The 12650-nt window shown below is 69.6% G+C and carries 13 protein-coding genes; 6 read left to right on the top strand and 7 right to left on the bottom strand.

Going from position 1 to position 12650, the window contains the following annotated elements; genetic code table 11:
* Entirely contained in the window at positions 1-603 is a 603-nt protein-coding gene (locus OG707_RS16125; RefSeq protein ID WP_329118757.1) for a TetR/AcrR family transcriptional regulator, read from the top strand.
* Here the strand turns inward: OG707_RS16125 and OG707_RS16120 are convergent.
* Entirely contained in the window at positions 600-1058 is a 459-nt protein-coding gene (locus OG707_RS16120) for a winged helix-turn-helix transcriptional regulator (protein WP_329118755.1), read from the bottom strand. The genes OG707_RS16125 and OG707_RS16120 overlap by 4 nt on opposite strands.
* A gap of 101 nt (positions 1059-1159) precedes the next feature.
* Here OG707_RS16120 and OG707_RS16115 point away from each other — a divergent pair, with 101 nt between their 5' ends.
* Positions 1160-2593, top strand: a complete 1434-nt coding sequence (locus OG707_RS16115) for an MFS transporter (RefSeq protein ID WP_329118753.1) — start codon at positions 1160-1162, stop codon at positions 2591-2593.
* Here the strand turns inward: OG707_RS16115 and rarD are convergent.
* Both rarD and OG707_RS16105 read right to left on the bottom strand, forming a co-directional pair.
* Positions 2571-3527: an EamA family transporter RarD gene (gene rarD, locus OG707_RS16110; RefSeq protein WP_329118751.1), complete on the bottom strand. Its 957-nt coding sequence runs from the start codon at positions 3525-3527 to the stop codon at positions 2571-2573. The two genes, OG707_RS16115 and rarD, sit on opposite strands and share 23 nt — an antisense overlap.
* Positions 3528-3616: 89 nt before the next feature.
* A complete protein-coding gene (locus tag OG707_RS16105; protein ID WP_329118749.1) occupies positions 3617-4468 on the bottom strand; it encodes an SDR family oxidoreductase in 852 nt (283 codons plus the stop codon).
* Between the two features lie 102 nt (positions 4469-4570).
* On the opposite strand from OG707_RS16105, the gene OG707_RS16100 reads away from it, so the two are divergent.
* The 3 genes from OG707_RS16100 (at position 4571) to OG707_RS16090 (ending at position 6140) form a co-directional block, all read left to right on the top strand.
* The gene (locus tag OG707_RS16100; RefSeq protein WP_329118747.1) at positions 4571-4966 is read left to right on the top strand and encodes a winged helix-turn-helix transcriptional regulator; all 396 of its coding nucleotides are present in this window, start codon (positions 4571-4573) and stop codon (positions 4964-4966) included.
* A gap of 219 nt (positions 4967-5185) precedes the next feature.
* Positions 5186-5713, top strand: coding sequence for a DUF6082 family protein (locus OG707_RS16095; protein ID WP_329118745.1), 528 nt, complete (start codon positions 5186-5188; stop codon positions 5711-5713).
* A gap of 169 nt (positions 5714-5882) precedes the next feature.
* A complete protein-coding gene (locus tag OG707_RS16090) occupies positions 5883-6140 on the top strand; it encodes a hypothetical protein (RefSeq protein ID WP_329127825.1) in 258 nt (85 codons plus the stop codon).
* Between the two features lie 50 nt (positions 6141-6190).
* On the opposite strand, the gene OG707_RS16085 is transcribed toward OG707_RS16090, so the two are convergent.
* The 3 genes from OG707_RS16085 to OG707_RS16075 form a co-directional block, all read right to left on the bottom strand.
* Positions 6191-7249 (bottom strand): 2-oxoacid:ferredoxin oxidoreductase subunit beta, encoded by a 1059-nt coding sequence (locus tag OG707_RS16085; RefSeq protein ID WP_329118742.1) that lies wholly within the window; start codon positions 7247-7249, stop codon positions 6191-6193.
* Positions 7242-9179, bottom strand: a complete 1938-nt coding sequence (locus OG707_RS16080) for a 2-oxoacid:acceptor oxidoreductase subunit alpha (RefSeq protein WP_329118740.1) — start codon at positions 9177-9179, stop codon at positions 7242-7244. The genes OG707_RS16085 and OG707_RS16080 overlap by 8 nt, the downstream gene beginning before the upstream one ends.
* A 249-nt stretch (positions 9180-9428) precedes the next feature.
* Complete coding sequence (locus OG707_RS16075; protein WP_329127824.1) at positions 9429-10088, bottom strand: response regulator transcription factor; 660 nt, start codon at positions 10086-10088, stop codon at positions 9429-9431.
* Positions 10089-10269: 181 nt separating this feature from the next.
* Between OG707_RS16075 and OG707_RS16070 the strand changes: the two genes are divergently transcribed.
* Complete coding sequence (locus tag OG707_RS16070; RefSeq protein ID WP_329118738.1) at positions 10270-11247, top strand: quinone oxidoreductase family protein; 978 nt, start codon at positions 10270-10272, stop codon at positions 11245-11247.
* A gap of 28 nt (positions 11248-11275) precedes the next feature.
* On the opposite strand, the gene OG707_RS16065 is transcribed toward OG707_RS16070, so the two are convergent.
* Positions 11276-12592, bottom strand: coding sequence for a sensor histidine kinase (locus OG707_RS16065; RefSeq protein WP_329118736.1), 1317 nt, complete (start codon positions 12590-12592; stop codon positions 11276-11278).
* Between the last annotated feature and the right edge of the window lie 58 nt (positions 12593-12650).

Genomic DNA, 12650 nt, shown 5'->3' with positions numbered 1-12650 from the left:
GTGAGCAACGTGGTTCCGCCCAACCCCGCACGCCGCAGCGAGCGATCACGGCAGGCGATCCTGGCTGCCGCCACCGAGCTCTGCACGGAGAAGGGGTACGCCCGCACCACGGTCGAGGCCATCGCCGCCCGTGCCGGTGTGAGCAAGAAGACGATCTACCGCTGGTGGGCGTCCAAGGGCGCGATCCTGCTCGAAGCGATCACCGACGCGGTGGTCCTGACGACCCCGTTCCCCGACACCGGCGATCTCGCCGCCGACCTCCGCGCCCAGATGAACGGGATCGTGCGCCAGCTCGCCAACCCGCCGCTGGGACCCGCGTACGCCGGCATCCTCACCGAGATCCAGTACGACGACGAGCTGTGCCGCGCCGTCCAGGAGGAGTTCGTCGACGTCCGCGTACGGGCCGCCAAGATCCGCCTGCTCAGCGCCGTCGACCAGGGCGAACTCCCGACCGACGCCGACCTGGACCTGGCCGTGGAGCTCTTCTACGGACCCCTCTACTACCGCCACACACTCCGCAGGCCGAACCACGACCCGGAGCGCATCGCCCAGCTCATCGACCATGTGCTGCGGGCCCTGGGCGCCCGTACGGTCAAGCCCTAGGCGGCCGTTTCTGCCGCGGCCGCCTCGCGCACGTCGTAGTCGGCGCGGGCCTCCGCGATCTCGCTCTGGTGGCTCTCGGTCCAGGTGACCAGCGAGCGGATGGTGGTGTGCAACGTCCGCCCCAGCGCGGTCAGTTCGTACTCCACGCGCGGCGGGACGACCGGATGCACGGTCCGCTTCACCAGCCCGTCGCGCTCCAGCTGGCGCAGGGTCACGGTCAGCATCCGCTGGCTGATGCCGTCGATCTCGCGGCGCAGCTCGCTGAAGCGCCAGACGCGGCGGTCGAGCAGGGCGATCACGAGCAGTGACCACTTGTCGGCGATCCGGTCGAGGATCTGGCGCACCTCGCAGTCCTCGCGGGTGTCCCACTGATAGGGGTCGGTGTCGCCGTACTCGTCGGCCTGGCCGATGGTCACTTCGCAGTGACTCGGTGACTTCAAAGTGCCTTCTTCCATGTCTGCCGATGCTGCCGCAGGATCGGAGTGGTTACAAGAGGGAACCGACCCCCCGATCAGTAACTGCCCATCCCTGAACAGCACTTCAGCAGGAGACAGTCATGCCAAAAACCATGTCCACCCGCGCCTGGGCACTCCTCCTCGTCCTCAGCGGCACGATCTTCCTGGAGGGCATCGACATCGCGATGCTCGCCGTCGCGATCCCCTCCATCAGATCCGATCTGGAGCTGCCGACGGACACGGCGGCCTGGGTGATGAGCGCGTACGTCCTCGGCTACGCGGGCTTCACCCTCCTCGGCGGGCGGGCCGCCGATCTGCTCGGGCGCCGCCGGATGTTCCTGGCCTGGCTCGCGGTCTTCCTCGTCTTCTCCAGCCTGGGCGGCTTCGCCACCGAGGGCTGGATGCTGATCGTCGCCCGCTTCGTGACCGGGGTCGCCGCGGCCTTCATGACGCCCGCCGCGATGTCGATCATCACCACCTCGTACGCCGAGGGGCCCCAGCGCAACAAGGCGCTCCTCGTCTTCGCGGGGACGGCCGCCGGGGGCTTCTCGCTCGGCCTGGTCATCGGCGGGGTGCTCACCGCGATCGGCTGGCGGTGGGTCTTCTTCGCGCCGGTCGTGCTCGCGGGGGCGCTCCTGGCGGCCGCCGTACGCATCGTGCCCGCCGAGGGGCCCCGGCCCGTACGCACCAAGAAGGACTTCGACCTGCTGGGGGCGGCCGCCGCCGCAGGGGCCATGCTGCTGCTGGCGTACGGGATCGTACGGCTCGAACACGGCACCCGGGGCTGGGAGTTGACCCTGGCAGCCGTCCTTGCGGGGCTCGCGCTGATCGGCGGGTTCGTCGCCGTCGAGCGGCGCACGGTGGTGCCGCTGGTCCGGCTCGGGATCTTCCGTACGGGCTCGGTCGTCAGGGCCGGGCTCGGCGCGATGCTCTTCGTCGGGGCCTTCTTCGGCTTCCAGTTCGTGGCGACGCTCTATCTGCAGGAGCTGCGCGGCTGGTCGTCGACGCAGACGGCCTTCGCGCTCTTCGTCCTGGGCCTCGACGCCGTACTGGCGCCGACGCTCACCCCGCGCCTGGTGGCCAGGTACGGCAACACCCGGGTGATCCTGGGCGGATTCGTCGCCGCGGTCCTCGCGTACGGGGCCTTCCTCCAGGTCGGCCTGGAGTGGTCGTACGCCGCGATGTTCCCTGTGTTCGCCCTGGTCGGCACGGCCTTCGCCCTGGCGTACGGGCCGCTGACGATCGCCGCGACCGACGGGGTCGCGGAGGAGGAGCAGGGGCTTGCGGGCGGGCTGTTGAACACCGCCACGCAGTTCGGTTCGGCCGTCGGCATCTCGGCGGTGACCGCCGTGTACGGGCTGGCGCTGCCGGCCGGGGACGCGAGTCCGGGGGAGACCCTCGACGCCTTCCGCGCGGCGCTGGCCGTGCCGCTGACCATGGTGGTCCTGGGCGCGGCGGTGACCGCGTACGGGCTGCGCGGGCGGCGTACGGAGGAGGCGCCCGCCGCGGAGATCAGGCAGCCGGTTCGCGGCTGACGGTGGCAGGGTCGGTGGCGGAGGCCAGCGCCGAGAGGCGTGCGGCCTCCGCCCTGTTGCGGTGCGCGTTGCGCAGGGCGTCCCAGGTCAGGATCGACAGCGCCAGCCAGACCAGGGCGAACCCGGCCCAGCGCTCGGGCGGCATCGCCTCGTGGAAGTACAGGATGCCGAGCCCGAACTGGAAGACGGGCGCCAGGTACTGGAGCAGCCCGAGCGTGGAGAGCGGCACCCGGATCGCGGCCGCGCCGAAGCAGACCAGCGGGATGGCGGTGACGATGCCCGTCGAGGCGAGGAGCGCGCCGTGCGCGGGGGTGCCGAAGGTGGCGTCGCTGCTCGCGCCGAGGAAGAGCAGATAGGCGAGGGCGGGGAGGAACTGGATCGCGGTCTCGGCGGCGAGGGATTCGATGCCGCCGAGGTTGACCTTCTTCTTCACCAGGCCGTACGTGGCGAACGAGAAGGCCAGCATCAGCGAGATCCAGGGCGGCTGCCCGTACCCGATGGCCAGGACGAGGACGGCGGACGCGCCGGTGGCGACGGCGATCCACTGGGCGGGGCGGAGGCGCTCGCCGAGGATCAGGACGCCCATCGCGATGGTGACCAGCGGGTTGATGAAGTAGCCGAGGGAGGCCTCGACGACCCGGCCGTTGTTGACGGCCCAGATGTAGCCGCCCCAGTTGACGCTGATGACGGCGGCCGCGATCGCGATCAGACCCACGCGCTTCGGCTGGCGTATCAGCTCGCCGATCCAGGCCCAGCGCCGCATCACGAGCAGCGCGATGGCGACGACTCCGAGGGACCAGACCATCCGGTGGGCGAGGATCTCCATCGCGCCGGACGGCTTGAGCAGGGGCCAGAAGAGGGGGACGAGGCCCCACATCACGTACGCGGCAACGCCGTTCAGGAAACCTGCGCGCTCGCCGGTGATCCCCTTCACGGGCCCTCCCCTTGTTCTGCTGTGTCGCCAACCCGTCGAAGGTAGCGGGAGGAGGGCCCGGCTGTCATACCCGTATCGCTATACGGTCATTACAGGGCGGCGGCGATCGTCTCGGAGATCGGGGTGGTGGGGCGGCCGATGAGACGGGCCAGGTCACCGCTCGTACCGGCGAGACGGCCGCGCTCGATGGCCTCGTCGACATCGACGAGGATGGCGGCGAAGCCCTCCGGGAGACCGGCGCCGACGAGGATCTCCTGGTGCACGGAGGCGGGGACGTTGTTGTACGCGATCTCCTTGCCGGTGGCCTTCGCGACCTCGGCTGCGTACTCGGCGAGCGACCAGGCGGTGTCGCCGCTCAGCTCGTACACGGCGCCGATGTGGCCGTCGGAGACGAGGACGGCAGCCGCGGCGGCGGCGTAGTCGGCACGGGCGGCGGAGGCGACGCGGCCCTCGCCGGCGTTGGCGACGACGGCGCCGTGGGCCAGGACCGGGGCGAGGTTGGCGGTGTAGTTCTCGGTGTACCAGCCGTTGCGCAGGAAGGTGTGGGGGAGCCCGGAGTCGAGGATCAGCTGCTCGGTGGCCTTGTGCTCGTCGGCCAGGTCGAAGTCGGCGTCGGGGCCGCCGAGGATCCCGGTGTACGCGAGCTGGGCCACGCCGGCCGCCTTCGCGGCGTCGATCACGGCGGTGTGCTGCGGGACGCGGCGGCCGACCTCGCTGCCGGAGATGAGGAGGACGCGGTCGCCGGAGCGGAAGGCGCCCGCGAGGGTCTCGGGGGCGTTGTAGTCGGCGATACGGAGCTCGACGCCGCGGTCGGCGAGGTCGGCGGCCTTGTCCTTGTCGCGTACGACGGCGGCGACCTGGTCGGCGGGGACCCGGGCGAGGAGCTCGTCGATGACGAGACGGCCGAGGGCTCCGGTGGCTCCGGTGACAACGATGCTCATGGTTGTTTTGCTCCTCTTTGCGGGGGTCCGTTGCGTTCTGGAGCTAACCCTACGGCTGGCACTTTCTTTTGGAAAGTACCCACTTTGAAGTAAGGTACTGGCATGACCGTTAGTGACTTCCGTGCGCGGATGACCGCCGCCGAGGACATGTGCCCGCAGCGCCTGGTCCTGGAGCACGTCACCAGCCGCTGGGGCGTGCTGGTCCTGATCGCGCTGCAGGAGCGCTCGTACCGCTTCAGCGAGCTGCGCCGCCACGTGGGGCGCGTCAGCGAGAAGATGCTCGCCCAGACCCTGCAGACGCTGGAACGGGACGGCTTCGTGCACCGCGACGCGAAGCCCGTGATCCCGCCGCGCGTGGACTACTCGCTGACGCCGCTGGGCGAGGAGGCGGCCGAGCAGGTCGCGTCGCTGTCGAAGTGGACCGACCGGCGGATGGAGGCGGTCGTCGCGGCGCGCGATGCGTACGACGAGGCCAGGGCGGACGCATCGTCCGCCTGACGTAACTCGTAGGCCTTGGAGGCTTGTTGGGCACGGAGTGCCGCGGCGCGGGACATATGTACGAACAAATGGGGCATGCATTCGGTTGGGCGCCGATTCGTACGACTCGCTCCGTCCCTCGATGCGCCCCCTGTCCGCCTCCCGCGCCACCTGGACCCGGTCGGCATTCTGGAGGTGGGCGCTCCGCCCGTTCCGCCGACCCGGGGGGTTGCGGTTGACATGGCCGTCATGAAGCCGAGCGTGGGACGAATCGGCTCCCAGTTGTGGGCGGGCTTCGGTCGCCGCCGACGTCAGGCCGACGAACTGACCGGGGCGCTCGTGCGTGAGCTGGCGGACCTCAAGCTCGAGATCCGGCATGCGAATCAGATCCAGTACCACCGCCTGCTCGTGGAGCAGTCGAGTCAGGCGATGGGCGATCCCATGCTCGCGGCGGCGCTCAGCACGCTGTCGGACGTGCCCGAGCGGCGGCAGCGCCAACTCCTGTTCGCCAACCGGGAGTACGTGACGATCCTGCTGGCCCATCGGATCGGAGTCGTGGACTGGGACGAGCTGATCGGCCACCTCAGAATCCTGTGCCGCAATGCCGTGTTCGCCGACTACTGGCAGCGCACGGGGGAGCACCGGATGAGCCTCCCGGCGCACACGCTGGAAGGACGCGCCGGGCTTGCGGTCGACGCGATCATGGATGAGCTGGCGGACGACCCGGACGACTGGTGGGTGGTCGGTCCTGACCGGGCGGACACGTAGTGCGTGGGTCGCTCCGGCGTCCGCCCGGGGCGCGCGATGTCGGTGCGCGCTACCGGTTGCGGGGTTAGGGCGTAACGAAAGTGGCGATCCATCGTTAAGGCGCCTCCTGGTGCCCCGCTCTGACGGTGATCGGCCGGCGGGCGGTGTCGGCAGCGAGGGGATCCTTTTGATGCGTCGCGAATCGCCATCCGTCCGTATCGTCCGCCGTATTGGTGATTCGCCGCGTCTGAGGGGGAGCCTCACTGGGGAAACCTGCCCAGACATCTTCGAACTCAGTGACGGCACCTTCGCCGTCATCGGCACCGAGGCGACTGAAGCGCTGGACGGCTCGTTGCCGCCGGACGCAGCCCGAGCCGACTACGAGCGCATCGTCGTGATCACGCGCGAGACGCTGATCCGCGCCAAGAAGGACATCCCCGACCTGTAATGCCGAGGGCCCGGGCGAGTTTGCCCGGGCCCTCGCACATCTGCTGAACGTCAGCCGACGACGGTCCAGGTGTCGTTGCCGGCGAGGAGGGTGGCGAGGTCGCCCTTGCCCTTCTGCTCGATGGCGGTTTCGAGTTGGTCGGACATCTGGGTGTCGTAGACCGGGCGGTCGACCGAGCGGAACACCCCGATGGGGGTGTGGTGCAGGGTGTCGGGGTCGGCCAGGCGGGACAGTGCGAACGCCGTGGTCGGGGACGTGGTGTGGGCGTCGTGGATGAGGATCTGCGACTCGTTCTCGGGGGTGACTGCGATGACCTTGAGGTCGCCGGTGGCCTGGTCGCGGACGACGCCCTTGGAGCCGTCGGCGCCGAAGCGGATCGGCTGGCCGTGCTCGAGGCGGATGACGGCTTCCTCGGCCTGTTGCTTGTCCTTGAGGACCTCGAAGGCGCCGTCGTTGAAGATGTTGCAGTTCTGGTAGATCTCGACCAGGGCGGTGCCGGGGTGTTCGGCGGCGGCGCGCAGCACGCTGGTGAGGTGCTTGCGGTCGGAGTCCACCGTCCGTGCCACGAAGCTGGCTTCCGCGCCGATCGCGAGGGAGACGGGGTTGAAGGGGGCGTCGAGGGACCCCATCGGGGTGGACTTGGTGATCTTCCCGACCTCGGAGGTCGGGGAGTACTGGCCCTTGGTGAGTCCGTAGATCCGGTTGTTGAACAGCAGGATCTTCAGGTTCACGTTGCGGCGCAGCGCGTGGATGAGGTGGTTGCCGCCGATCGACAGGGCGTCGCCGTCGCCGGTGACGACCCAGACGGACAGGTCGCGGCGGGAAGACGCCAGTCCGGTGGCGATCGCGGGGGCGCGGCCGTGGATGGAGTGCATCCCGTAGGTGTTCATGTAGTACGGGAAGCGGGAGGAGCAGCCGATCCCGGAGACGAAGACGATGTTCTCCTTCGCCAGGCCGAGTTCGGGCATGAAGCCCTGGACGGCGGCCAGCACGGCGTAGTCACCGCAGCCCGGGCACCAGCGCACTTCCTGATCGGACTTGAAGTCCTTCATGGACTGCTGGGCCTCGGCCTTGGGCACCAGCGACAGCGCCTCAATCACCTCAGTCATCGATGGCCTCCTTGAGAGCCGTGGCGAGCTGCTCGGCCTTGAACGGCATGCCGTTGACCTGGTTGTAACTGATCGCGTCCACGAGGTACTTGGCGCGCAGGAGCGTGGCCAGCTGGCCGAGGTTCATCTCGGGGACGACCACGTTGTCGTAACGCTTCAGGACCTCGCCGAGATTCCTCGGGAAGGGGTTGAGGTGGCGCAGATGGGCCTGCGCGATGGGTACGTTCTCCGCGCGGAGGCGGCGGACGGCCGCGGTGATGGGGCCGAATGTCGAACCCCAGCCAAGGACCAGGGTCCTGGCCTCGTTGGGGTCGTCGACCTCCAGGTCGGGGACCTCGATCCCGTCGATCTTCGCCTGGCGGGTACGGACCATGAAGTCGTGGTTGGCCGGATCGTAGCTGATGTTGCCGGTGCCGTCCTGCTTCTCGATCCCGCCGATCCGGTGCTCCAACCCCGGCGTGCCCGGCACCGCCCACGGACGCGCCAGCGTCTGCGGATCGCGCTTGTAGGGCCAGAAGACCTCGGTGCCATCGGCCAGCTCATGATTGGGACCGGCCGCGAACTGCACCCGCAGATCGGGCAGTTCATCCACCTCGGGCACCCGCCACGGCTCCGAGCCGTTCGCCAGATACCCGTCGCTCAGCAGGAAGACGGGGGTGCGGTAGGTCAGCGCGATCCGTGCCGCATCCAGCGCCGCATCGAAACAGTCACCCGGCGTCTTCGGCGCGACGATCGGGACCGGGGCCTCACCGTTGCGCCCGTACATCGCCTGCAGCAGATCCGCCTGCTCCGTCTTCGTCGGCAGACCGGTCGAGGGCCCGCCGCGCTGAATGTCGATGATCAGCAACGGCAGTTCGAGAGACACGGCCAGGCCGATCGCCTCGGACTTCAGCGCCACCCCGGGACCCGACGTGGTGGTGATGGCGAGGGAGCCGCCGAACGCCGCCCCCAGCGCCGCACCGATGCCGGCGATCTCGTCCTCCGCCTGGAAGGTCCGCACTCCGAAGTTCTTGTGCTTGGAGAGCTCGTGCAGGATGTCGGAAGCCGGGGTGATGGGGTAGGAGCCGAGGTAGAGCGGGAGGTCCGCCTGCCGGGCGGCCGCGATCAGCCCGTACGACAACGCCAGATTCCCCGACATGTTCCGGTAGGTGCCCGTCGGGAACGCGGACGTCGCCGGAGCCACCTCATAAGACACCGCGAAGTCCTCGGTCGTCTCACCGAAGTTCCAACCCGCCCTGAACGCGGCGACGTTGGCCTCGGCGATCTCGGGCTTCTTCGCGAACTTCGTCCGCAGGAACTTCTCCGTGCCCTCGGTCGGCCGGTGGTACATCCACGACAGCAGCCCCAGCGCGAACATGTTCTTCGACCGCTCGGCCTCCTTGCGGGAGAGCCCGAACTCCTTCAGCGCCTCGATCGTCATCGACGTCAGCGGCACCGGATGCACCCGGAAGGCCTCCAGCGAACCGTCCTCCAGCGGAGAGGTCGCATACCCGACCTTCGCCATCGGCCGCTTCGTGAACTCATCGGTGTTCACGATGATTTCGGCCCCGCGCGGCAGGTCCCCGATGTTGGCCTTCAGCGCCGCCGGGTTCATCGCGACCAGCACGTTCGGGGCATCGCCCGGCGTGAGGATGTCGTGATCCGCGAAGTGCAGCTGGAAGCTGGAGACACCCGGCAGCGTCCCGGCAGGCGCCCGGATCTCGGCCGGGAAGTTCGGCAGCGTCGACAGGTCGTTGCCGAACGACGCCGTCTCCGAGGTGAACCGGTCGCCCGTGAGCTGCATACCGTCACCGGAGTCCCCCGCGAACCGGATGATCACCCGGTCGAGTTGGCGCACCTCTTTGGTACCTGAAGGCTTGCGCTGTTCCCCGACAACGGCCTCATCGGCTCCGTCGGCCTGCTCGGCTGGGCTACTGACCTGGCTGGTCACTGAACTGGACCTCCCTCGAGGCGGCGGCTCGGACGTGCCGGAGAACCGGCGACGCCTGGGCCCACCCTACGTCGGTAAGGGTCGCCTTCCCCGGAAGGCTCATATAATGGACGCACTTTTGAGACGCCCTCTTGCCCTGGTCTGTCACGATTCGACCGCCCCCCGGCCTCTCAATTAAGACGCTGTGCGTTCATCCTTTGGTTCTAGGTCCCCGGTCCCGACCTGGATATCTGACAGGTTGTCAGTTCCTCACGAGTTCAGGTAGGTCAGCACCGCGAGTACCCGCCGGTGATCCCCGTCACTGGGCGAGAGCCCGAGCTTCAGGAAAATGTTGCTCACATGCTTCTCGACGGCCCCGTCGCTCACCACGAGCTGCTTCGCCACGGCCGAGTTCGTACGCCCCTCGGCCATCAGCCCCAGCACCTCGCGCTCGCGCGGCGTCAGATTGGCCAGCACGTCCTGCTTGCGGCTGCGGCCGAGCAGCTGCGCCACGACCTCGGGGTCGAGCGCGGTCCCGCCCTGCGCGACGCGCACCACCGCGTCCACGAACTCGCGCACCTCGGCGACGCGGTCCTTCAGCAGATAGCCGACGCCCCGGCTCGACCCGGCGAGCAGCTCGGTGGCGTACTGCTCCTCGACGTACTGCGACAGCACGAGCACCCCGATCCCGGGGTAGTCCTTGCGCAGCTTCACCGCTGCCCGCACACCCTCGTCGGTGTGCGTCGGCGGCATCCGTACGTCCGCGACCACCACGTCCGGCAGCGCACCCTGGTCCGCGAACTCGCCGATCGTCTTGATCAGCGCCTCCGCGTCCCCGACGCCCGCGACGACGTCGTGACCGAGGTCCGTCAGCAGTCGGGTCAGTCCCTCCCGAAGCAGTACCGAATCCTCGGCGATGACGACCCGCACCCTGTCCTCCACGACGCTTCTGCCCCCAGCTGTTGTCTGTTCCCGCCCCGCCCCTGTGGGTACAGCATCCCAGCATCCGGACCCGAGTGCGCCGAAGCGCCTGCAATCAGGCCAGGAATAGGGGGCGCGGGCCGGGGGTTGGCGCACGGAAACGACCGGAGAAACGGCAGTTGGGGGCAGCATGCGCGCGATCGGATTCCAGGAGACCGGCGGACCCGAGGTCCTGCACCTCGTCGACGTCCCCCGGCCCGTGCCGGGACCGGGCGAGGTGCTGATCGAGGTCGCGTACGCCGGTGTGAACTACGGCGAGGTCCAGCACCGCCTCGGCGACTTCGGCGCGCCCGACACCCTGACCGTCACCGGCCTGGAGGCCTCCGGCCGGGTGGCCGCGCTCGGTGAGGGCGTCGGCGGACTCGCCGTCGGCGACCCGGTCGCCGCGTACCTCCCCGACGGCGGCGGATACGCCGAATTCGCCCTCGCCCCGGCCGAGTTCACCTTCCCCGTCGGCACCCTCGACCTGCGCACCGCGGGCGGCGCCGCGCTGGTCCTCACGACGGCGTACGGCGTGCTGGACGGCGCGGTACGGGTGCGCCCCGGCGACACCGTGCTCATCCACGCCGCGGCCGGCGGTGTCGGCTCCGCGGCCGCCCAGATCGCCCGCGCCCTCGGCGTCAAGGCCGTCTACGGCACCGTCTCCACGCCGGAGAAGGCGGAGTACGCCCTGCGCTTCGGCTACGACGAGGTCTTCCTGCGCGAGGGCTTCGCCGAGGCGGTCCGTACGGCCACCGGAGGCCGGGGCGTCGACGCCGTACTCGACCCCGTCGGCGGCCCCACCCGCCTGGAGAGCTTCGAGGCGCTGGCCCCCTTCGGCCGCGTCGCGGTCTACGGAGAGGCCGGCCGCCACCCCGACCTGACGCTCCCCGTCCTCCCCGTGTGGAAGAACAACCGCACCCTGACCGGCTACAACATCGGCGACCTCTCCCGCCGCGACCCGCACCTGCTGCGCACTCACGCACGCGCCGCCCTGGAGCTGGCGGCCGCGGGCAGCGTGAGCATCGACATCAGCGCGGTGCACCCGCTGCACGACGCGGCCGAGGCGCACCGCGCGATGCAGGCGGGTGAAGTCCGCGGCAAGTCCCTGCTGGAGATCGGGGGCTGACCGGTACGACACTGAAGCCCGTAACTGCCTAGTCGCGCCAGGGGAGTTGGGCGGTGATCGTGGTCGGTCCGCCGACCGGGGAGTCGACCACCAGCAGGCCGTCCACCGAGTCCAGCCGCTCGGCGAGCCCGGCCAGGCCGCTGCCCGCCGTCGTGTCCGCGCCGCCCCGGCCGTCGTCGGTGACCACGACCAGGATCCGGTCCTCCGACCGCCAGACGTCCACGGTCGCCCGGGTCGCCTGCGCGTGCTTGGAGATGTTCTGGAGGAGCTCGGAGACGGTGAAGTACGCGATGCCCTCGATGGCGGCGGCCGGACGGTACGGCAGATCCACCTCGACGTTCACCGGCACCGTGCACCGCGAGGCCACCGCGGAGAGCGCCGCGTCCAGTCCGCGGTCGGTGAGGACCGCCGGGTGGATGCCGCGGGCCAGGTCGCGCAGCTCCTGCAGCGCGATCTTCACCTCGCCGTGCGCCTCGTCGACCATCTTGGCCGCGGCCTCGGGGTCCGCGGTCAGCTTCTCCTTGGCGAGCCCCAGGTCCATCGCGAGGGCGACGAGGCGGGCCTGGGCGCCGTCGTGCAGATCGCGCTCGATGCGGCGGAGGTCGGCGGCGGCCGTGTCGACGACAACACCGCGGTCCGACTCCAGCTCGGTGACCCGGCTGTCGAGACGGGACGGGCCGAGCAGCCCGGTCACCATCAGCCGGTCGACGGTGGTCAGGCCCCGGACGATCCAGGGGGTGGCGAGGACGAAGAGGAAGCCGATCAGGCTGGTGAGGCCGATCTCGAAGGGGTTGTTGAGGTAGACGTTGTGGGTGTCGTCGCCGTACAGCTGCAGACCGGCCTGGCCCGCGTACATCGGGAAGACCCACTGCCAGAGCGGGTACGTGAAGAGGGTCCAGCCCCACGTCATGAACGCCACCGAGACGGAGAAGGCGAACGTCGCCCACGGGAAGTGCAGCAGCGTGTAGAGCAGATGACGCCAGGACGCCCCGCTCTTGAGGGCCGCGCCCATCCAGGACATCGGGCCGCGGCCGGCCCGCTCGCTCAGCGGCTTCGGGTCGCCGACCTCCAGCTTCAGCAGCCCGCGGGCCCGCGCCCGCTCCATCGCGCCGAAGCCGCGGCACATCGCGAGGACGCCGGCCAGGATCGGGATGCCGATGAAGGTGACGACCAACCCGACGCCGGTGCTGAAGAGGCTGATGGAGAGGGTGAAGAGCACGATGCTGATCGGGAAGGAGAGGACGAGGTAGGAGAACTCGCGCCAGGTGCGGGCCTCGAACGGTGCGCGGAGCGCCGTGGGCAGACGGTGCGCCGTCTGTCGCTGGGTGACGTAATCCGTAGCCATGGCGTCGTCCGTTTCTGCTCGTCGTGCTCGTCCGCTGTCTTTATCCATCGTGCTGGGC

Source organism: Streptomyces sp. NBC_01465 (assembly GCF_036227325.1).
Lineage (GTDB): Bacteria > Actinomycetota > Actinomycetes > Streptomycetales > Streptomycetaceae > Streptomyces.
The sequence above is the reverse complement of the archived record's forward strand: the minus strand, read 5'-3'. Positions and strand labels throughout refer to the sequence as shown.